This window comes from Chthoniobacter flavus Ellin428 (assembly GCF_000173075.1).
Classification (GTDB): Bacteria; Verrucomicrobiota; Verrucomicrobiia; order Chthoniobacterales; family Chthoniobacteraceae; genus Chthoniobacter; species Chthoniobacter flavus.
The window spans coordinates 179836-200814 of record NZ_ABVL01000007.1; the positions used below are offsets into that span (position 1 = coordinate 179836).

Annotated in this window: 15 protein-coding genes and 1 pseudogene; all 16 read left to right on the top strand. The window is 60.4% G+C overall.

Annotated features, from left to right (window positions below; all coding sequences use genetic code 11):
* The first annotated feature begins 24 nt into the window (after window positions 1-24).
* The 16 genes and pseudogenes from CFE428DRAFT_RS13715 (at window position 25) to CFE428DRAFT_RS13785 (ending at window position 20908) form a co-directional block, all read left to right on the top strand.
* Entirely contained in the window at window positions 25-3969 is a 3945-nt protein-coding gene (locus CFE428DRAFT_RS13715; protein ID WP_006980156.1) for a cobaltochelatase subunit CobN, read from the top strand.
* A gap of 34 nt (window positions 3970-4003) precedes the next feature.
* On the top strand, window positions 4004-4627 hold the full coding sequence (locus CFE428DRAFT_RS13720; protein WP_006980157.1) for a MotA/TolQ/ExbB proton channel family protein: 624 nt from the start codon (window positions 4004-4006) through the stop codon (window positions 4625-4627).
* Complete coding sequence (locus CFE428DRAFT_RS13725; RefSeq protein ID WP_006980158.1) at window positions 4599-4940, top strand: DUF2149 domain-containing protein; 342 nt, start codon at window positions 4599-4601, stop codon at window positions 4938-4940. Before CFE428DRAFT_RS13720 ends, CFE428DRAFT_RS13725 begins: the two co-directional genes overlap by 29 nt.
* 113 nt (window positions 4941-5053) lie before the next feature.
* A complete protein-coding gene (locus CFE428DRAFT_RS37310; RefSeq protein ID WP_157447509.1) occupies window positions 5054-5194 on the top strand; it encodes a hypothetical protein in 141 nt (46 codons plus the stop codon).
* A 201-nt stretch (window positions 5195-5395) separates the two neighbouring features.
* Window positions 5396-5917 (top strand): type VI secretion system contractile sheath small subunit, encoded by a 522-nt coding sequence (gene tssB, locus CFE428DRAFT_RS13730; protein WP_006980159.1) that lies wholly within the window; start codon window positions 5396-5398, stop codon window positions 5915-5917.
* A 17-nt stretch (window positions 5918-5934) separates the two neighbouring features.
* Window positions 5935-7442 (top strand): annotated as a pseudogene (gene tssC / locus CFE428DRAFT_RS13735) (type VI secretion system contractile sheath large subunit).
* Window positions 7443-7535: 93 nt separating this feature from the next.
* Complete coding sequence (locus CFE428DRAFT_RS13740) at window positions 7536-8000, top strand: Hcp family type VI secretion system effector (RefSeq protein WP_006980162.1); 465 nt, start codon at window positions 7536-7538, stop codon at window positions 7998-8000.
* Window positions 8001-8081: 81 nt separating this feature from the next.
* Window positions 8082-8873: a type VI secretion system accessory protein TagJ gene (locus CFE428DRAFT_RS13745; protein ID WP_006980163.1), complete on the top strand. Its 792-nt coding sequence runs from the start codon at window positions 8082-8084 to the stop codon at window positions 8871-8873.
* A 51-nt stretch (window positions 8874-8924) separates the two neighbouring features.
* Window positions 8925-9413, top strand: coding sequence for a type VI secretion system baseplate subunit TssE (tssE, locus tag CFE428DRAFT_RS13750; RefSeq protein WP_006980164.1), 489 nt, complete (start codon window positions 8925-8927; stop codon window positions 9411-9413).
* 74 nt (window positions 9414-9487) lie between these two features.
* Complete coding sequence (tssF, locus tag CFE428DRAFT_RS13755; protein WP_006980165.1) at window positions 9488-11365, top strand: type VI secretion system baseplate subunit TssF; 1878 nt, start codon at window positions 9488-9490, stop codon at window positions 11363-11365.
* Entirely contained in the window at window positions 11329-12345 is a 1017-nt protein-coding gene (gene tssG, locus CFE428DRAFT_RS13760; protein ID WP_006980166.1) for a type VI secretion system baseplate subunit TssG, read from the top strand. The genes tssF and tssG overlap by 37 nt, the downstream gene beginning before the upstream one ends.
* Before the next feature lie 122 nt (window positions 12346-12467).
* Complete coding sequence (gene tssH, locus CFE428DRAFT_RS13765) at window positions 12468-15170, top strand: type VI secretion system ATPase TssH (RefSeq protein ID WP_006980167.1); 2703 nt, start codon at window positions 12468-12470, stop codon at window positions 15168-15170.
* Between the two features lie 81 nt (window positions 15171-15251).
* Entirely contained in the window at window positions 15252-17291 is a 2040-nt protein-coding gene (locus CFE428DRAFT_RS13770) for a type VI secretion system Vgr family protein (protein WP_006980168.1), read from the top strand.
* A gap of 24 nt (window positions 17292-17315) precedes the next feature.
* The gene (locus CFE428DRAFT_RS13775) at window positions 17316-17948 is read left to right on the top strand and encodes a hypothetical protein (protein ID WP_006980169.1); all 633 of its coding nucleotides are present in this window, start codon (window positions 17316-17318) and stop codon (window positions 17946-17948) included.
* Window positions 17949-18113: 165 nt separating this feature from the next.
* Window positions 18114-18899, top strand: a complete 786-nt coding sequence (locus CFE428DRAFT_RS13780) for a hypothetical protein (RefSeq protein ID WP_006980170.1) — start codon at window positions 18114-18116, stop codon at window positions 18897-18899.
* A 170-nt stretch (window positions 18900-19069) separates the two neighbouring features.
* On the top strand, window positions 19070-20908 hold the full coding sequence (locus CFE428DRAFT_RS13785; protein WP_006980171.1) for a hypothetical protein: 1839 nt from the start codon (window positions 19070-19072) through the stop codon (window positions 20906-20908).
* The last annotated feature ends 71 nt before the right edge of the window (window positions 20909-20979 follow it).

Consider the following 20979-nt stretch of genomic DNA (forward strand, 5'->3'; position numbering starts at 1 on the left):
ATCTCCGCTCTCTTCTTCCTTCTCATGTCTGTCCGTCTGCCCGGGGTGCTCTTCTGGGGCGCTCTTTTCCTCGCGCTTTTAAATGTGATCGCCCCGGCGGCGGAACCGTTGCACGCCGCTTTTGTCGGCATCTGGGATCGCTCATTGCCGATCGTCGATTCGGCGTGTCGGGAGGCGGGCGTGACGGCGGCCTATTTCCGCTCGCCGGAATTTGCTCACCCGAAGGAGGGCGATGACGCGGCGAAATATGACATGGTCTTCGTCCTGAACCTGGAAGCCGGCGACGCGCCGCGCATCGCCGAGCGGCTGAAGGAAGTGAAGAAGAAGAATCCGCAGCAGCACATCTTCGCGCTGGATACCCGCGGCAGCCAGGCCGACTTGCAAAAGGCCGGCCTGCTGGAGCCGGACCAGAAGATCATCGACTATTGGCGGCCGAATGGCGCGGTGAATATCCGGCGGTTGATCCACTACTGCCTGGTGCAATACTTCCACGGCCCGGGGCCGGCGGAGCCGCCGGTGCTGATTCCGGAAGCGGGTTATTACGACCCGGATCGCGAGGAGTCATTCGACACCATTGCGAGCTACAAAGAATTCAAGGCCTCGCGCCAGCGTTGGAAGGAAGGTGCGCCGGTGGCGGTGCTGATCATTCAGCAAAGCTTCTGGGTGACGCACGATCTCAAGGTCGCGGACGCGGAGGTGCGCGCGCTGGAGAAGGAGGGGCTGAACACGGTGGTGGTCTTCGGCGATCGCGAGGAAAAAATCGTGGCGCTCTTGCGGGCAGCGAAGCCCACGGTGCTCATCGAAGACCGGCACGGCGCGATGTGGGAGAGCAACGCGCTCTTGAAGGAACTCGATGCGCCATATCTGCGCCCCATCTCGATGCTGGCCTCGACGAATGAGGAATGGCTGCGCGATCCCCGCGGGATGAGCAATCGTGATATTGGGCTGTTCATGTCGCTGCAGGAATCGTGGGGGACGATCGAACCGGTGGTCGTGGGCGGCTTGCTGGCCAGCATCCAGGGTTTTCGCCTGCACGAACCGATTCCCGATCGCATCGACACTTTCGCGGCGCGTGCGGCGAAGTGGGCGGCCTTGCGGCAAAAGCAGAACGGGGAAAAGAAAATCGCCTTCATCTATTACAACAAGAGCCTGGGGCAGGATGATCTCATGCGCGGCAGTCCGACCGGCGGCTTCCTCGACGGGCCCGAGAGCCTCACGCGGTTTTTGCCCGAACTGCAGAAGGCCGGTTACAAGTTGAGCAATGTGCCGGGCACTTCGGCGGCGTTGATCGATGCCATTCGCAAGGCGGGCCGCAACATCGGCCCATGGGCGCAGGGCGATCTTGAGAAGATGGCCGACGAGGGCAACCCGGTGCTCATCCCGCTCTCGAAGTATCGCCAGTGGTTTCAGGAGAAGCTCGGCGCGGAAAATCAGAAGGCGGTCATTGAGAAATTCGGCGAGCCGCCGGGGCGCATCATGGTCGTGACGCGCAATGGCGAGCCGCAAATCGTCCTGCCGCGGATCGAGCTCGGCAACATCATCCTCACTCCACAACCCGAGCGCGGGGAGAAGCAGGACTCGACGCTGTTGCATTCGCGCGATGTCCCGCCGCCGCACAACTATCTCGCGTTCTACTGGTGGCTGCAGGAGCAATACAAAGCGGACGCCATTGTCCACTGGGGCACGCACGGCTCGCTGGAGTTGTTGCCGGGCAAGGAAGCGGGGCTCTCGAAGGATTCGTGGAGCGATATTTGCGCGGGGCATTTGCCGGTCATCGATCTGTGGATCACGGACAATCTTGGCGAAGCGACGCTGGCCCGGCGGCGCTCCTATGCGGAACTGGTGGATCACATGGTGCCGCCGACAATGAGCGCGGGGTTGAACGACCAGTTCAAGGCGCTGCACGAGGACATCCATAAACTCCGCACGCTGGAAGAGGGCCTGTTGAAGGAGGAATTTCGCAAACGCATCACCGAGCAGGCGACGAAGGAGAAATTGAAAGACGCCGCAAAGCCGGAGAATCCGGAAGGGCCGCTCAGCGATGCCGCCATCGCCCGGCTCGATGCGCATTTGCACAACCTCTACGAATCCACCACGCCGCAACGGCTACACGTTTTCGGTGAGCCGCCATCCGCGGCGGAGACCATGCCGTATCTCACGCGCATCCTCGGTAAGCCCTTTTTGGATCACCTCGCGGTGAGCGAGAATTCGGTGCAGCACCTCTTCGATAACAAGCAGGAACGCCGGGACGCCGCGGCGCGTTTCCTCGGCGCGGCGTTGGAAGGGAAACCGCCGGTGGAAATCCCCTTCTCTCACGATCTGGAGAAGGATGTGGCCTTTGCCCGCGACATGCGGGACCGCTTGCAAAAATCCGGCACGGCGGAAGTCGCCGGTCTCATCCACGCGCTGGCCGGCGGTTATGTCGAAGCCGGACCGGGGCCCGATCCGGTGCGCAATCCTTCCTCGGTGCCGACGGGCCGCAATCTCTACTCGTTGAATCCGGAGGAGATTCCCAACCGCGCGGCATGGGATGTGGCTCGCCAGTTGGTTGACGATCTACTCCGCACGAAGCATCCGAAGAAAATCGCCATGGATCTCAATGGCATGAACACGATGCGTGATTTCGGTGTCATGGAAGGGCAGATCCTCTACCTGCTCGGCGTGGAGCCGATCTGGAATCAGAACAACCTTGTGATCGATGTGAAGCTGATTCCTGCGGAGGAACTGAAGCGGCCGCGGGTCGATGTCTTCATCGCCATGGGTGGGCAGTACAAAGAAAACTTCCCCAGCCGCGTCGCGCTCCTCGACAAGGCGGTGCGCATGGCAGCCGCCGCGCCCGAGGCGAACAATCCGGTGCGCGACGGGGTGGCGTCGGTCGAGAGCCGCTTGCTGCAGCGCGGATTCTCCAGCGCGCGCGCTTCGCAATTTGCCGTCGCCCGCATCTTCGGCACCAAGCCCGGCAACATGAGCGGCACGAATATCCTCTATCTCGTGCCGCGCTCCGGCGTGTGGGACAAGGACGACGACATCGCCAGCGTCTACATGGATAGCATGAGCTATGTCTATTCGGGCGACACGTGGGGCGAGAAGGTCGACGGGCTCTACGAAGAGGCGCTGCAGGGCACGGATACGATCCTCCGCATCTGGGCTTCCAACATGACCAGCCAGCTCTCGAATCACCACGCCTACGAGTATCTCGGCGGCTTGAACATGGCGGTGAGGAAGGTCACCGGGAAGACCCCGCAGGCCTTCATCGCGGATGTGCGCGATCCGAGCGGCGCGAAGATGCGCGATTTCGAGGAAGTGCTCGCCACCAGCTTCCGCTCGGAATTGCTGAACAAGCATTGGATCGAAGGGATGAAGTCGCACGACTACGCGGGCGCCGGGCAGATTTCCGAACTGGTGAAGAACACCTTCGGCTGGTCGGTGGTGCGTCCGGAAAGCGTGACGCAGACGACGTGGAATGAGGTCTACGATGTCTATGTGAAAGACAGCTATCAGCTCCGTCTCGCGGAATGGTTCGAGCGCGTCTCGCCGCACGCTATGCAGGAAATGACTGCGACGCTGCTGGAAGCGGCCCGCAAGGGAATGTGGAAAGCATCGCCCGAGCAGGTGTCGACGCTGGCGCATCTCTATGCCGAGTCCGTGAAACGCCACGGCGACTCAGGCGGTCTCGTGAGCGGCGGAAACACCCGGTTGATGGACTATGCCGCCAGGACGCTGGGTGTCGGCGGTAAACCGGAAGACGCGCAGCTGGCCGAGGCGATGAAGCGCTCCATCGAAAGCTCCACGGCGGCGGCCGCAGCGGCGAACAAAGTGACCGGACCCAAGTTGGAATCTGCGGCCGCGACGCCGAAACCGGCTGACAATCCCCCGCCGCCGCAACGTGAAACGGCGGCCAAATCTTTCACGCCCAAGCCGTCGTTCCCCATTTGGGAATTGGCCGCCGCGGTCGTGGTTGTCCTGTGATCGGCGCGGGATTCGTCAGAAAGTCGGGGTCTTTATGATGGAGGCCATTCAGCACACTTTATATCTTGTCTCGAACGCGCTGTTGTTGCCGACGCTCGTCGCGATCCTGATTATCGGCGCATGGACGGCGATCATGGCGGGTGGCTTGCTGCGCGAGTGGCTCTCACGCCGGGAAGTGCGCCGGACGTTTCGCGAGGTGCTCGAACTGGTCACGCACGGCCGCCGCGAGGCCGCGCTGGGCCGCTTGCGCTCATGCTCGACCGGCGTTCCCGGGTGCCTGTCGCAAATGCTGGCCGGTTGGCCGGCGGATGAGTTGGAACGCGACAAATGCCTCTCCGATCTCGAAAGCGAAATGACGTCGTCGCTTTCCAAACTCTCGTGGGTCACCCGCATCGGGCCGATGCTCGGCTTGATGGGCACGCTGATCCCGCTCGGTCCAGCGCTCACCGGTCTGGCGAGCGGAAATGTCGCCACGCTCTCGAGCAATCTCGTCGTGGCCTTTACGGCCACGGTCATGGGCGTGCTCATTGGTTGCGTGGCTTTCACCATGAGTCTCGTGCGACGCGATTGGTACGATCGCGACCTGAGCGATCTCGAATACGTCTTTGCCAAATCGTTTCTCCAGCCCCATGCGCAGGAAAAAGAGGAAGTGGGATAAGATCCACGAAGACGACCCCGGTGCGGGGTTGCTCAATCTCTTCGATGTCTGGATCGCTTTCGCCGCGGCGCTGGTGCTCGCGATTGTCAGCTACGCGCAGATTCCGAAACCCGCCTCAGCGCGGCAACCGGGCGCGGTGCCCTCCGGCCTCGAAACGATCCGCAATCGGCAGCTCACGCTGGAGCATTACCGAGTCAGCCCCCAAAGCGCCGGGGGTGACGGTGAACGGCTCGGTACTGCCTATCGTCTGAAATCCGGGGAAGTGATCTACGTCCCAGAATCAGGCACGCCGTCGCCGGCGGCAGCGAAATAAATTTCCGGCCGCGAAGGAAACGCAGCGGGAGAATTCCGGGGAGCGCGTTCTCCGGAGTTTCGCTGTCGAACCACCACGGGCAGGTTTTTTTCAAACAGAAGCCCCTCCAATCAGTGGAGTCATCCAAATCGACCGAGGTGCAAATCACGACCGAAGTTACCGGCATCACCATGTGGAAAGATGACCTGGCGGAATTACAAGTCCTGGTGCGCCGCGGCACGCCGGTAACTATCATTCGCGAGCAAACGCGGTGAGTGGCGGGTGATCATCCAGAGCCGTGGATGGATAATGGCATAAATCGTGCACAAGGGTCTTGCAGTTTGCAAAAGATGCCTTCCGAGAGTGGGGCTGCGGTGTGAAATAGTCGCGCCGTTTGCAACAGCAGAATTTGCGATCTGCGCGACATGCGTAAGAATTTCCTTGTGGCGTCGCCTGCAGACGATCAACATTGCGTCATGCCTAAAGCGAGCAGTCAGAAGTTCATCGCGAGGAACCGGGCCCCCCGAGTGCAGATCGAGTATGATGTGGAACTTTATGGGGCGGAGAAGAAGGTTGAGTTGCCCTTTGTCATGGGCGTCATGGCCGATCTTTCCGGTAAACCTGCGGAAGCGTTGCCCGCGGTCAATGACCGCAAATTCCTGGAAATCGATATCGATAATTTCGATGACCGATTGAAGGCCTCGAAACCACGAGTCGCCTTCCAAGTCCCGAATACTTTGACGGGTGAGGGTAATATCCCCATCGATATCACTTTTGAGAACATGGACGACTTTTCCCCGGCGGCTGTCGCGCGGAAAGTCGAGTCGCTGAACAAGCTCCTGACCGCTCGGGAGCAACTCTCCAACTTGCTGACCTACATGGATGGCAAGACCGGCGCGGAAGGCTTGATCTCCAAGCTTCTGAACGACCCGGCGCTGCTGCAGGCTCTTTCTTCCGAGCCGAAGGCGCAGGAAGGCGAGGAATCCAATCCCCAATAAAGAATAGTCTCTAGTCTATGTCCGAAGATCCCCTCCTTCAAAACGAGGCCGCACCGGCCGTCGAAATCGGTGAGGTCAATGAGTTTGAGGCGCTCCTCCAGCAGGAGTTCAAGCCGAAGACGAGCGATGCCAGACAGGCCGTCGAATCTGCCGTGCGCACCCTTGCCGAACAGGCGCTGGCGGGTACGGCGCTGATTGGTAAAGATGCCATCACGTCCATTCAGTCGATCATTGCCGAACTCGATAAGAAGCTTTCCGAGCAGATCAACCTCATCATTCACCACGATGACTTCGTGAAACTCGAAGGCACGTGGCGCGGATTGCACTATCTCGTTTCCAACACGGAAACAGACGAGAAGTTGAAGATTCGCGTGATGAACATCGGCAAGAAAGACCTGGGCCGCACGCTGAAGAAATTCAAAGGCACGGCGTGGGATCAGAGCCCGCTGTTCAAAAAAGATCTACGAAAGAAGGAAATACGGCACGCCGGGGTGGTGCTCCTTACGGCTGCTTGATCGGCGACTACGAGTTCGATCACTCGCCGCAAGATGTGGAGGTGCTCACTGGGATGGCTCAGATCTCCGCTGCTTCCCATACGCCTTTCCTCACCGCGGCAGCGCCGACGTTGATGAATATGGAAACCTGGCAGGAGCTGGGTAATCCGCGCGATCTCACCAAGATTTTCCAGACTCCGGAATACGCGGCCTGGCGTTCCCTGCGCTCTTCCGAGGATTCCCGTTACCTCGGGTTGACGATGCCGCGAACGCTGGCTCGTCTGCCTTATGGCGCGAAGACTTCCCCGATCGAGGCATTCGACTTCGAAGAAGACACCGAAGGCGCCGAACACTCCAAATACGTGTGGTCCAATGCGGCCTACGCGATGGGTGCGAACATCAACCGCTCCTTCAAGCTCAATGGTTGGTGCGCCCGTATTCGCGGTGCGGAAAGTGGCGGCATGGTCGAAGGCCTGCCGGTGCACACCTTCCCGACGGATGACGGCGGCGTCGACATGAAGTGCCCGACGGAAATCGCCATCACGGATCGACGCGAAGCTGAGTTGGCCAAGAATGGCATGATTCCGCTCTCGCACTGGAAGAATACCGATTACGCGGTCTTTGTAGGCGCCCAATCGCTGCAGAAGCCGCAGGAGTACGACGATGATGATGCCACCGCGAATGCGAACCTGGCCGCCCGTCTGCCGTATCTTTTCGCCACCTGCCGCTTCGCGCACTACCTGAAGTGCATCGTGCGCGACAAAATCGGATCCTACAAATCCCGTGAAGATATGGAACGGTGGCTCAACGATTGGATCATGGAGTACGTCACTCCCGATCCGGACGCGAGCGAGGAAGCCAAGGCCAAGCGTCCGTTGGCGGACGCCAAAGTCGAGGTGGAGGAAGTGCCGGGTAACCCTGGCTATTACCAATCCAAATTCTATCTGCGACCGCACTTTCAACTCGAGGGGCTCACCGTCTCGCTCCGCATGGTTAGCAAGCTTCCGTCCGAGAAGGGCGGAGAGGCTTAAGCCACGCTGGGCGAGTCCCTGGGTAATCTCGAATTGAAAGTGTCCGCGAACCTCAAAACTAATTAATAGAAAGTCGAATATATGGCAGTAGACATGTTTCTTAAAATAGACGGCATACCTGGCGAGTCCAAGGACTCCCAGATGAAAGGCCAGATCCACATCGAGTCGTTCTCGTTCGGTGTTGAGCAAGTGGGTACGTCCGATTCCGGCGGCGGTTTGGGCGCGGGCAAGGCGAAGTTCGAAGATTTCGAGTTCACCATGCCGACGCAAAAAGCGAGCCCGAAGATCTATCTGGCGTGTGCCTCTGGCAAACACATCGGCAACGCCGTCCTGAGCATCCGTAAAGCCGGCGGCAAGCAGGAGGTCTTCCTCAAGCATACCTTCGAGCACCTGCTGATTTCCTCGTTCCGCACCGCGAACGGCGATCCGCAGCCCTTGGATACGATCAAGTTCAACTTCGTCAAACTGACGACGGAGTACAAAGAACAAGACGACCAGGGCAAGCTGCTCGGCCCGGTCACCGCGAACTGGGACCTCAAGGCGAACAAGGGAGGTTAGTCCCTAGCCAGTTAAGAAAACTTTGGGCAGAGGTCGCTCCCGCGGCCTCTGCCCGCTGCTTCTTTAGATGCCTAAAAATCAATGAGCGCCGAAGACGCCGTCAAAGCGGGCCGCTTGGACGAAGCGCTGGAGGCGCTGCAAGGCGCCATCCGACAGTCCCCTGCGGATGCCAAGCTGCGACGTTTCCTTTTTCAGTTACATTGCGTGCTGGGGAATTGGCCGAAGGCGCTGACCCAGCTGCAAGTCCTTTCGGACATGGATTCCGAGAGCACCATGCTGGCCTCGATCTTTCAGCCGGTCATTCAGTGCGAATTACTGCGCGCGGAAGTTTTCAGCGGGAAACGCTCCCCGATTATTTTTGGTGAACCGGAACAATGGGTTGGCCTGATGGTCCAGGCCAATGCGTTGATCGCGGAAAACCAGATCAAAGCCGCGAGCGAACTGCAGGCCCAGGCCCTGGAAGCGGCTCCGGCCGTGGCGGGTTCGGTGAATGGGGAGCCGTTTGAATGGATGGCCGATTCCGATTCCCGATTGGGGCCGGTCATGGAAACGATGATCGAGGGCAAGTACTGCTGGGTTCCCTTTACCCGGCTCAAAAAGCTCCTCATCGAGCCGCCCAAGGATTTGCGCGACTTGGTGTGGATTCCGGCGAGCTTCATCTGGACGAATGGCGGAAATGCCTCCGGCTTTATTCCCGCGCGTTATCCCGGCACCGAGCTGGTCAACGACAGTGCTTTGCGGCTGGCGCGCAAAACGGAATGGTCCGATCGAGGGAACAACGTCTTTACCGGATTGGGGCAAAGGATTTTTGCCACCGATCAGGCCGAGATTCCGCTCTTTGAAGTCCGCACTTTGGAGTTTGCGGGAACGTAATTCCTTTTCTCCGCGCAGTGCCGGAAGCCCTTTTCGCCACGTCGACACGCCATGCCAGACCCCGTCCAATCTGAGCGCATCCAGCCCTGCTTGTTGGACCGTCTCACGGATGAGCAGCCGGAAAACCGCATCGAGAGCCGGAATGCCCGCGTCATCTCTCCGTCGCGTTATCGCGATGCGGTCCTGCGCGATGTCCGCTGGCTCTTCAATACCAGTTCGCGCCTGGCCTCGGAAGACATGGCGGAATTTCCCGAAGTCGCCGCCTCGGTGCTCAGCTATGGCATCCGGGATTTGTGCGGGCGTGTGACCTCGTCGGTCGATATCCCGGAACTCGAGCGCGAACTGACCAACGCGATGATCGCCTTTGAGCCGCGGATCATTCCCGGAACATTGCAGATTCGCGGCCTTCAGGACGGCAGCGGTTCGGCCCCGAGCATGCTGACCTTCGAGATCAACGCCGAGCTTTGGGCAAACCCCGTTCCGGAACACCTTTTCATCAAGACGGAAATCGATCTCGAGACAGGACACTGTCACGTATGATTGCGAGCTTGGTGTTTTCCGCGCGCAAATACTAGACTGCGCCCGGAGGCCAAGTTCTTTCCGCCATCCCCGAAATGGACCGTCGCTTACTCGACCACTATAATAACGAGCTGCATCACCTGCGCGCCACGGCCACGGAATTCGCCAACGAATTTCCGAAGATCGCCGGGCGCCTCGCCCTCGACCGGGGCGACAAAGATCTCTGCGCGGACCCCTTCGTCGAGCGGTTGCTCGAAGGCTTTGCCTTTCTCACCGCCCGCATCCAGGTCAAGTTCGATGCGGAATTTCCGCGGTTCTCCCAATCGCTGATCGAGACCGTCTATCCGCAATACCTTTCTCCGGTTCCGTCGATGACGGTCGTCCGCTTTTCGCCGGACGAGCAAGCTACCCAACTTGGCGAAGGTTTCGTCATTCCGCGAGGGACCTCGCTGCGGAGCAACCTGGGCCGCAACGACCGCACGGCGTGCGAGTATCGCACCGCTCACCAGGTCAAACTGTGGCCGATTCGGTTGGTGGAAGCGCAGTACTACACGCGCGACGTCAACCAGCTCGGTCTCCCCGGTGATCTCGGCGCGCGCGCGGCCATCCGGTTGCGGCTCCGGACCACTCACGGAAAACCATTCAACTCGCTGAAGTTGAACGAGCTCCCACTCTTTCTTCGAGGCTCCGACGAAATTCCGGTCAGCATCTACGAGCAGATTTTCTCCCGCGGCAAACGGGTTATCGTCCAGGCCAACACCAACACCCACGAGAAGCCGCGGTTCACTCTCCCGGTGCAAACCCTGCGGCGCGTCGGTTTTCGCGAAGACGAAGCGCTGCTGCCGCCGGCGCCGCGCGGCTTCGAGGGGTATCGCCTGCTGCGCGAATACTTCTCCTTCCCGCAACGCTTTCAATTTTTCGAGTTCGGCGGTCTGCAGCCGGTGCTGAGCCAGTGCGATACCGCTGAGGTGGATTTGATCATTCCCCTGGCCGAAGCGGAGACGCGACTGGAGGGGCGGATCGATGCCTCCAGCTTTGAGCTGTTCTGCACGCCGGCGATTAATCTCTTTTCCAAGCGCGTCGATCACATCCTGCTCTCGGAGAAACAATCGGAATTTCACGTGGTGCCCGACCGCACCAAACCGTGGGACTTCGAGGTGTTCCAAATTGATAGCGTCACGGCGTACGGCTCCCGCTCCGGTGAAGAGCAACCCTTCCGGCCGTTCTATCGCTCCCACGACACCGACCACGCAGCCGGCGCTTTCTACACCATGAACCGGACGCCCCGGGTCCTGGCGGAAAAGGAACGCAAATTTGGCCAGGTTTCTTCCTATGTCGGCACGGAGGTTTACCTCTCGTTGGTCGATTCCCAGGCGGCGCCGTATTCCAGCGACTTGCAGCAACTGGGCGTGATCGCGCTCTGCACCAATCGGCACCTGCCGTTGACGATGGCCATCGGCGGAGGGCGGACCGATTTTTCCATGGAGATCAACGCGCCCATCGGCGAAATCCGGGTGCTCAGCGGCCCTACCGCGCCGCGGCCGCCCCATCCGGAAGGGGAAGTCACCTGGCGCATGATCAGCCATCTCTCGCTGAATTACCTTTCGCTGTTGGATTCACCCGACGGTGAGGGCGCGAGCGCCTTGCGGGAAATCCTCAAGCTCTACGTCGAACGCTCCGAAACGCAGATGGCACGGCAGATCGCCGGCCTGCGTTCCGCGCACTCCAAGCCCATCATCCGCCGCGTGGAAACATCGGGACCGATCACCTTTGCTCGCGGGATCGAGATCACCACCGAGTTCGACGAGTCGCACTTCGAAGGCAGCGGCGTCTTCATTCTCGGCGCGGTGCTGGAGAACTTTTTTTCGCGTTACGTCTCGCTGAATTCCTTTACCGAAACCGTCATCCGCTCGCAGCAACGCGGAGAAATCATGCGATGGAAACCTCAGATCGGAAAACGCCAACTGATCTGACCCGGGGGCTGGCGGAAAACCCGCAGGCCTACAATTTTTTCCGGGCCGTGCGCTTGCTCGAGGCCCGGCATCGAGATCGGCCGCGCCTCGGTAAGTCCGTCGATCCGCGGGAGGACCCGGTGCGTTTCGGTCAGCATCCGTCGCTGACTTTTTCCCGTTCCACCATCGATTCCTTCACCGAAGGCGGAGCGCAGCCGCATCGCCTGTTCGTGAATTTCATGGGATTGTTTGGTCCGAATGGCCCGCTTCCTCTGCACATCACGGACTACGCGCGGGACCGCGAATCGAACGCCAAGGACCGGACGATCGCCGGGTTTCTCAACATCTTCCATCACCGTCTTCTGTCGCTGTTCTATCGCGCCTGGGCGGTGAATCAAAAAGCCGTCGATCTCGATCGTCCGGAAGAGGCCAGCTTTGCCCGTTTCATCGCCAGCTTCATCGGGCTGGGCATTCCGGAATTACGCAAGCGCGACTCCATTTCCGATTGGGCGAAGCTATATTACTCCGGTTGGTTGTCTTCGCAGACCCGGAACGCCGAAGGACTGGAAACGATCCTGGGCGATTACTTCCAGATGCCCATCCGGATCATTTCCTTCGTGGGGCATTGGCTGCGCCTGCCGGAACACAGCGTCTGCCGTCTCGGCGAACAGCCGGAGACCGGCACCCTCGGCCGCAGCGCCGTCATTGGCTCCCGGGTGTGGGATTGCCAGTTGAAATTCCGGGTGCGCATTGGCCCGGTGGGACTCGCGCAACTGCAACGGCTTCTGCCGGGCGGCAAGACTTTCGTCCGGTTGCAGGACTGGGTGCGCAGCTACTGCGGCGATGAATATCTGTGGGATGCGCAAGTTGTCTTGAAAAAGGAGGAAGTGCCCTCGATCCAACTCGGCGGTGGCGGCCTGCTGGGCTGGACTACGTGGCTCAAGAGCAAGCCTTCCGAGAAGGATGCCGAAGATTTGATCCTCGAACCGAAGTTAGGATGAAAACGCGCTTTCTCCAAATCGCCACTCGCCATGTCCCGTCTGCTCCAGTTAGCATTAGTGACAGCGATCTTCGACTTCGACAGCCGATGAATTGAACCTCTTCAAATCACCCCCTCGCCCACATGGAAATCCGCCGCGCCACTCTCTTCGGAAAACTCAATCAACTCGGTTACAAAAGCATCGAAAGTGCAACCACGCTCTGCAAGATGCGCGGCAACGCCTATGTCGAGTTGGTGCACTGGCTCAACCAGATCCTGAACCAGCAGGACTCCGACTTGCATCGGATCGCCCGGCACTACGGCCTGGATGGTTCGCGCCTGGCGGCCGACCTGACCGCGACGCTCGACAAGCTGCCGCGCGGAGCGACGGCGATCTCGGATTTCTCGCCGCACATTGAAGAAACCATCGAGCGCGCGTGGACTTATGCTTCGCTGCTCTTCGGCGATTCCCGTATTCGCACCGGCCATCTCGCCATCGCTCTGACCCAGGCGCCGAGCTTGAAGAACGTCTTCACCAGCATCTCCAAGGAGTTTGGGAAAATCAAAGCCGAGGATCTTTCCGATAACCTGGAGAAGATCGTAAACGGTTCGCCGGAAGACTCCATGGCGGCACGGGACGGAGGCGCCGGCGCGGCTACTTCGGAAGGCGGTGCCCCGGCGCCCGCGGCCATGGGCAAACAGGAAGCACTGGCCAAATTCTCCGTCGACCTGACCGACAAGGCGCGCAAGGGAGAGATCGACCCAATCGTCGGCCGCGACGAGGAGATTCGGCAGATCGTCGATATCCTCATGCGCCGCCGGCAGAACAATCCGATCCTCACCGGTGAAGCCGGCGTCGGCAAAACCGCGGTCGTGGAAGGTTTCGCCCTGCGCATCGCCTCCGGCGATGTGCCGCCGCAGCTCAAGGATGTCTCGCTGCGCACGCTCGACCTCGGGCTGCTCCAGGCCGGTGCGAGCATGAAGGGCGAATTTGAAAATCGTCTGCGTCAGGTCATCGAAGAAGTGCAGGCTTCGCCCAAGCCGATCATCCTTTTCATCGACGAAGCGCACACCCTGATCGGCGCCGGTGGCGCGGCCGGGCAGGGCGATGCCGCGAATCTGCTCAAGCCCGCGCTCGCGCGGGGCACGCTGCGCACGATCGCCGCAACGACCTGGGCGGAATACAAAAAGTATTTCGAGAAGGATCCCGCGCTGACCCGCCGTTTCCAGGTCATCAAAGTCGAGGAACCCGACGAAGAGAAAGCCGTGCGCATGATTCGCGGGCTGGCTCCGGTCCTCGAGAAACATCACCGCGTGCTCGTGCTCGACGAAGCGCTGGAGTCCGCGGCGCGCCTTTCCCATCGCTACATTCCGTCGCGGCAATTGCCGGACAAAGCGGTGAGCCTCATCGACACCGCCTGCGCGCGGGTGGCGATCAGCCAGCATGCCACGCCGCCGCAGGTGGAAGACACGCGCCGGCAGATCGAATCGCTCGACACCGAACTCGGCATCCTCAAGCGGGAATTGAACACCGGTTCGTCCCACGAAGAGCGCATTGCGGAAATCGAGAAACAACTGGTCGAGCGCAAGGCGCATCTCGAGGAACTCAACGGACATTGGACGAAGGAGAAGGAACTCGTCGGGAAGATCATCGACTTGAAGGACAAGCTGAACGCCGCGGCGAATCCGCCCGCCGAAGCGAAGAAGGACGGCGCCGCGGCAGCCAAGCCGGAAACACCCGCTGCCCCGCCGGTCGACCGGACCGCGTTGCTCGCCGAACTGCGGACGCTCGAAGCGGATCTGGCCGCGCTCCAGGGCGAAAGCCCGCTCGTTTTCCCGAAGGTCGACGAACAGGCCGTCGCCGCCGTCATCGCCGACTGGACCGGCATTCCTGTCGGGCGCATGGTCAAAAACGAAATCCAGGCGCTGCTCTCGCTGGCCGATACGCTGGAAAAGCGCGTGGTCGGTCAACGCCACGGTTTGGACGCCATCGCCAAACGCATTCAGACCACGCGCGCCGGTCTCGAAAACCCGAACAAGCCGATCGGTGTCTTCATGCTCGCCGGACCCAGCGGCGTCGGCAAAACGGAAACCGCGCTGACCCTGGCCGAAATGCTCTTCGGCGACGAGAGCAGCTTGATCACGATCAACATGAGCGAATTCCAGGAGGCGCACACCGTCTCCACGCTCAAGGGCTCGCCTCCCGGCTATGTCGGCTACGGCGAAGGTGGTGTGCTCACCGAAGCGGTGCGCCGCCGTCCTTACAGCGTCGTGCTGCTCGACGAAGTCGAGAAAGCGCACCCGGACGTGCACGAGATTTTCTTCCAGGTCTTCGACAAGGGCAGGATGGAAGACGGCGAAGGCAGGCTCATCGATTTCAAGAACACGGTCATCATCCTCACGACCAACGCGGGCAGCGACCTGATCATGAACCTGTGCAAGGATCCCGAACTCAAGCCGGACGTGGAAGGCATCGTCAAAGCCCTGCGCCAGCCGCTGCTCAAGGTCTTCCCCGCCGCGCTCCTCGGACGTATTTTCGTCATCCCGTACTACCCGTTGAGCGACGACATGCTGAAGTCGATCATCCGCCTGCAGCTCAACCGGATTGCCTCCCGCTTGAACGAATCGCAGGGCATTCCGTTCACCTACGACGACGAAGTCGTCAAACTCATCGCCAGCCGTTGCACCGAGCTCGAAAGCGGCGGGCGCATGGTCGATGCGATCCTCACCCAAACCCTGCTGCCGGAGATCAGCCGCGAATTCCTCACGCGGACGATGGAAGGCACCCCTGCAAAGAGCGTGCAGGTTGGGGTAAAGGATGCCAATTTTACCTACACGTTCTCGTGATGTAGCCTCCAGCGTGGAGCAGCGGACGCCGGATCCAAGTCCGGCTCTGCTGAGCCGCGCTGTACAATCCATCCATTCCCTATGGCACTCTCACAAAATGCGCGGATAGCGAAGCTCAGCACTCCTCTCGGCAAAGACGTTCTGGTCCTCAACCGGGTGGTGATCAGCGAACAACTCAGCCAGCCTTTTCGGATCGAGGCGGACCTCCTTTCGGAAAAGAAGGACGTCAAGTTCGAGGACATCATCGGGCAAAGCGTGACGATTACGATCGCCACGCACGGCGATGTTCCCCGCTATTACAATGGCATCGTCAGCCGCTTCACGCAGATGGGCATGGAGAGCCGTTTCGAGGCCTACCGCATGGAGGTCGTGCCGAAGCTCTGGGTGCTCAGCCGGACCTATCAATGCCGGATCTTCCAGAACCTGAGTGTTCCCGACATTCTCCGGAAAGTGCTCAAGGACGTGGAGGTCGAGTGGTCGACTACCGGAAGCTACGATCCGCGGGATTACTGTGTCCAATATCGCGAGACGGACCTCAATTTCGTCTCCCGGCTCATGGAAGAAGAGGGCATGCACTACTTCTTCAAGTTCTCCGATGGCCAGCACAAGATGGTCATCGCGGATAATGCGGGTGCGCACGAAGTGTTGCTCGGGCATTATTCGACGATCGATTACCGTCCCTATACCGGCCGGCCGACCGGCGACGAATTCATCTACGATTGGGCGGAGGATAAAGTGCTCCTGCCCGCGACTTACACGCATACCGATTACGATTTCGAGATGCCGAAGAAAAATCTGCTGACGCGCTCCCAACAAACGCGGCAGCACGCGGAAGGCGACGGCGAATGGTACGACTTTCCTGGTTTGCACACCTCGACGGGTTTGGGTGATCGGCGGGCCCGGGTGCGTTGCGAAGAAATGCTCGCCCGCTATGACATGGCGAAGGGCAAGGCGGATGCGCGCGGGCTGCAGGTTGGTTTCGCTTTTACCCTGGCCGATCACCCGCGAAAGGATCAGGACGTGAAGCATCTCGTGACCTCCGCGGTGCACACCATCCAACTCGACGCGCTCGAGTCCGGCGATACCGATCGCGGCACACCGTATCATTGTTCGTTTGCCACGATCCCGGCATCGGTGACCTACCGTCCGCAGCGCATTGCGCCGAAGCCTTTCGTCCAGGGGCCGCAGACGGCGATCGTCGTCGGGCCGGCGGGGGAGGAAATTTACACCGACAAATATGGCCGGGTGAAAGTGCAGTTCCACTGGGACCGCGATGGAAAATTCGACCAGAATAGTTCCTGTTGGATTCGCGTTTCCCAGATCTGGGCGGGCAAGAGCTGGGGGGGCATGACCATCCCGCGCATCGGGCAGGAAGTGGTGGTGGATTTCCTCGAGGGCGATCCCGACCAGCCGTTGGTCGTCGGGCGGGTTTACAACGGGGAATCGATGCCGCCGTGGGGGCTGCCGGGGCAAAAAGTGGTGAGTGGCGTGAAGACCAATTCCACGCCGGGCGGTGGCGGCTACAATGAATTCTCGATGGATGATACCAAGGGCACCGAGAAGATCACCACGCATGCCCAGAAGGACATGAATACCACGGTGGAGAACGACAAGACGCTGACTGTCCTCCACGATCGCACCTCGACGATTGCGAACAACGACACCGAGAAAGTGGGTGTGAACCAGTCCATCACCATCGGGGAAGCACAGACGATCACCATTGGCACCGAGCAATCCGAGAAGATCGGAGCGGCCCGGTCGACGACGATTGGCGCCGAAGACACTCTGTCCGTGGGGGCCGCACGGTCGACGGAGATCGGCGCGGAAGACTCGCTGACCGTCGGTGCCGCGCACACCGTGGAAGCCGGGGCGGAAATTGGGATCACGGCAGGTGCAGCGGTCGAGGTGACAGCCGGTGCCGAGATGGCCCTTACGGCTGGAGCGGCGCTCGAGGTTACCGCCGGTGCCGAGATGGCCATTACGGCCGGAGCGGCGATCGAGATTACCGCCGGGATGGCCGTCACGATTACTTCCGCCGTATCCATTGCGATCACCGCGCCCGCTATACTTTTGAACGGCCGCCCCGTTGCCCCCATGCCGCCGGGCGTTCCCATTCTCTAAGCTCTTGCTACCTTTCCTCGAGCGATGCCTGTCGTTTACCTCATCGATGAGCGGGTCAGTAATCCGCGGCTGATCCTGGATAGCGTTCCAGAAGCCGACCTGGGTTTCCTGGTCAATCCGTACTTCACGGTGGGGCAGATCGTCTCGCTGGTCATCAAGGGCCTGGTCACTCGCGGTGAGAAAATGATCCGCGGGAGAACCGAGCTCCCGATGATCTCCGAGCTGCGCATCATGGCCGCCGGCCATGATGAGGAATTGCGTCTCGGCTGGGGCATCAACGCCCGCAACGCGGTGCAGTTGGCGCCGCTATCCCTGTATCTCGCCTCGGGGGCGAGCGGCCGTTGCTCGCTTCTGGGTTACAATGCGGCCCTCAATCGACCGCGCCGCGAACAGTTTCTCGGTGGTTCGGCGATTGGGGAGCGTTTTGGTTCCCCGGGCCACGGCTGGGGACCGGAAGATCTCGATATCCCCGATGAGCCGCGGTTTGAGCTGCTTCGCGTCCTCGCGCGGACCCTGGGTGTGCCGGTGATCGCCGGCCTCGATACCCATACCACGCCCTTCGATTGGCGCTTTTTGGATGCGACAGTGACAGTCGATCGTTTTGGCGACATGACTTTTACCGGCATGGATATCCCCGGTTCCTTCGAGGTTTTTTAAGGCGCGCTCCCGGAGATCCTGGAGCGTGATCGGCTGCCGCTGTGGAACGCGGGCTGCTGTTTTACTGCGTCTGCCCGTGAATGGACCTGCGCGTCCGCACGGCAGACTTGAAACATCCCCCCAACCGATTTCGGCATCTCGATCCGATCCCAACCACGAACCACTATGGGTCTCAGCGAAGACTGGAAGAAAGCGAAGAACCGGCTCGAAGTCATGATGAGCAAAAGAAACCCAGCGGAAGAGTTCCTCGGAGTTTTTCGCGAAGGGCACAGTATCGAAACTTCCCTGGAAAGGGCGGATGCCGCGGAAGCGCCCGTGCAATTGCGCGAGGCCTTGGACGAATTTCGAAAGGAAGCGACGGCTTACACGCAGATATTGAGAACCGCCGCGGAGGATACCGGTTACGTTCCGCCGGAAGACAAGCCGACTTATCTCGCCAATATCGAGTCTTTCGAAAATGCGCTGGCGAAACTATTGGCCGCGGGTGAGGAGAAGGCGGCAGCGCTCGACGGCACGGACCAGGTGGTGAAAGTCGAAGCCGATCCCAAAATCGTGGCGGGCCAGTTGATGGGGATGAACAAGGAATTGATCGAAGTGGGGGTGTGGGTGACCAAGAAGTTATCCACGCTGACGACGAATCTCGAGAGACAGAAAGCGATGCTTGCCGGGCAGAAAGGTCCGAAGGAAAACATGGTTCGCGGTTTCACCATGATCCGCGATGCGGAGTTGAAGGGGCGCGAAGCCGTGGAAGCAAAAGCCCGGAGTTTCGCCGAGTTGGAGAAACGGGTGAGTCACATCCCCACGGAGTTACATCAGGATGCGGAAGTGGCGCCGCCGCTGACGCAGTTTACCGAGACGGCGGCGAGAGTGAAGATGGATCTGGCCAGCGTTCAGGTGGAGCAAAAGGCGTACATCGACTTTCTCAACGAGAGTATCGGCATGATGGCATGATGGATCGGTGGCGGTTATAGCTATTACATCGGGAGTCAATTTATTGACAGGATGTACGTATTCTTGCTATACGTTGCCTCCCAAACACTTTCTCCTCCCGGCGCGCCGAAGGGTCCTGGATACGCGCGGTCAGGCGATCTCTAAAAACCAAGTATTCCTCGCTCTATTCTATGCCCTACGACCTCAAGAAAGCACTCGCTTCCGTCTCGAAAAGCCCCCAGTCCTTCGCGATTTATGAAGGATCGAAAGGAGTGACCGTCCTCATCGGCACGAAGGACGCCAAGGAAGCCGAAGCCACCGCCGGTACCGGCTGTCGATTGCTCACCAAAGGCAAGTGCGCCAAGAACGAAGACAATGCCGTCGCCTTCAAGACCAATCTGCCGCCGCAGAAGAAATGGACGGATGGTCTGAAAAAGGCGTTTGCGGCGGCGGGATGCTCCTCCACGCACTTTGTCATTGAGGAAGAAGGGGAGGAATCGGCCGAAGAGCAAAGCCAGCAGGCTTCCGGCAGCAGCACCCCGCCTCCGACGGGTTGGAAGCCAGGCGCCAAGCCGCCGCTGCCAACCGGCCCCAAGCCGACGCCGCCGCCGCGAGGCGGCGGGGTGAAGGAAGGGTCTGAAAGCGAGAGCGAAGAAGTCCCGACGGGCCGCCCCCGGAGTGGCGGCGGAACACCGCCGACGCCGCCCCCGGGTTGGAAGTCGGGCGTGAAGCCGCCAACCGCACCGCCGCCGTCGACACCACCGCCAACGCCGCCACCAAGAGGCGGTGGGGAGAGGGAAGCGTCCGAGAGCGAGGGCGAGCAAACCGGTTGGAAGCCAGGCGTCAAGCCGCCGCTGCCGAAAGGTCCCAAACCCACGCCCCCGCCGACGACACCACCCCCGACGCCGCCGAGAGGCGGCGGGGGGAATGAAGCGTCCGAAAGCGAAAGTGAAGATGTTCCGACGGGGCGCAACCGGAGTGACGCCGTGTCGCGTGGCTCAACCGCTCCGACCCCGCCGCGTCCGGGCGCAACGGGAGGCACTCCTCCCACCCCTCCGCCCCGGACTGGCACTCCGAAGCCGGGCGGTACGGCCAGCACGCCGCCGCGTCCGCAGGGTCCTCCCGACCCGGTGAAACTCGAGAAGGAAGCCCGGGAACATCTCGCCTTGCGGAAAGGCATGCCAGCGGTGCTCACCGGCGTTCTGCAGAATTACACCGGCGAATCCGCGAAACTCGACGACTTCCTCGCCAAAGCCACCCAGCACGCCGAGGAGGCGCGGACCATGGACAAGAGCAATTTGCAACAATTGGACACGGCCATTGGTCTGGTCCGGCGTTATCTCGGCGAGGCGGAGTCGGTGGTGGAAGAGGTGGAACAGGACTGGAGCGGGAAAACGGCGCAAGGCAGCGAAATGATGCAGGCGCGCAGCGATAATTCGACACTACCCTCGACCTGGACGCCTGAGCAGAAGGGCGCTTATGTCCGCGAGTCAGGCGCTGCTTTCGGTGCTTTCGACAAAATCCAGCGCCAGATTCAGAAGGCCATGGCGGACATGCATACGAAGGTCCAGGAGATTAAATTGATCGTCGAGGAGGCCGAATCCTACAGCGGTACGGGACAGGATCCGGAGGTCTTTGTGAAACGCCTGGTGGAGCTGAACAAAGATGCGTCCGATGCCGCCGGTTACTTCTCCCTGAAGCTGACCAAGCTCGACGGAAGCCTTGCCCGGCAAAAGGCGTGGGCGGAAGGCCCGCGCCTGGACGAAGCCACCGGCAAGACGGTCAAGCAATTGCATGGCTTGGAAGTTCAGGCGCAGGAGAAGGTGAACTCGACGGCTCAACGCTTCGAAGTAGCCGCCCGGCGCGCCGAAAAAGTTCCCACGACGATCCGCTCCAATGCCGGAGTTGCGGCCGGGCTGAAACAGTTCAACGAGACCGCGGTCAAACTGAAAAAGGATATCGCCGCCGTGAAATCCAAGCAGGAGCTGTCTCTCAACTACCTCAGTCAGGCGATCGCCAAGCTGGGCTAAAATTACGCCGCTTTAGTAATGTCCAAAACCAGGGCGGTTCCGCGATGGCGGGACCGCCCTGTTTCGTAACT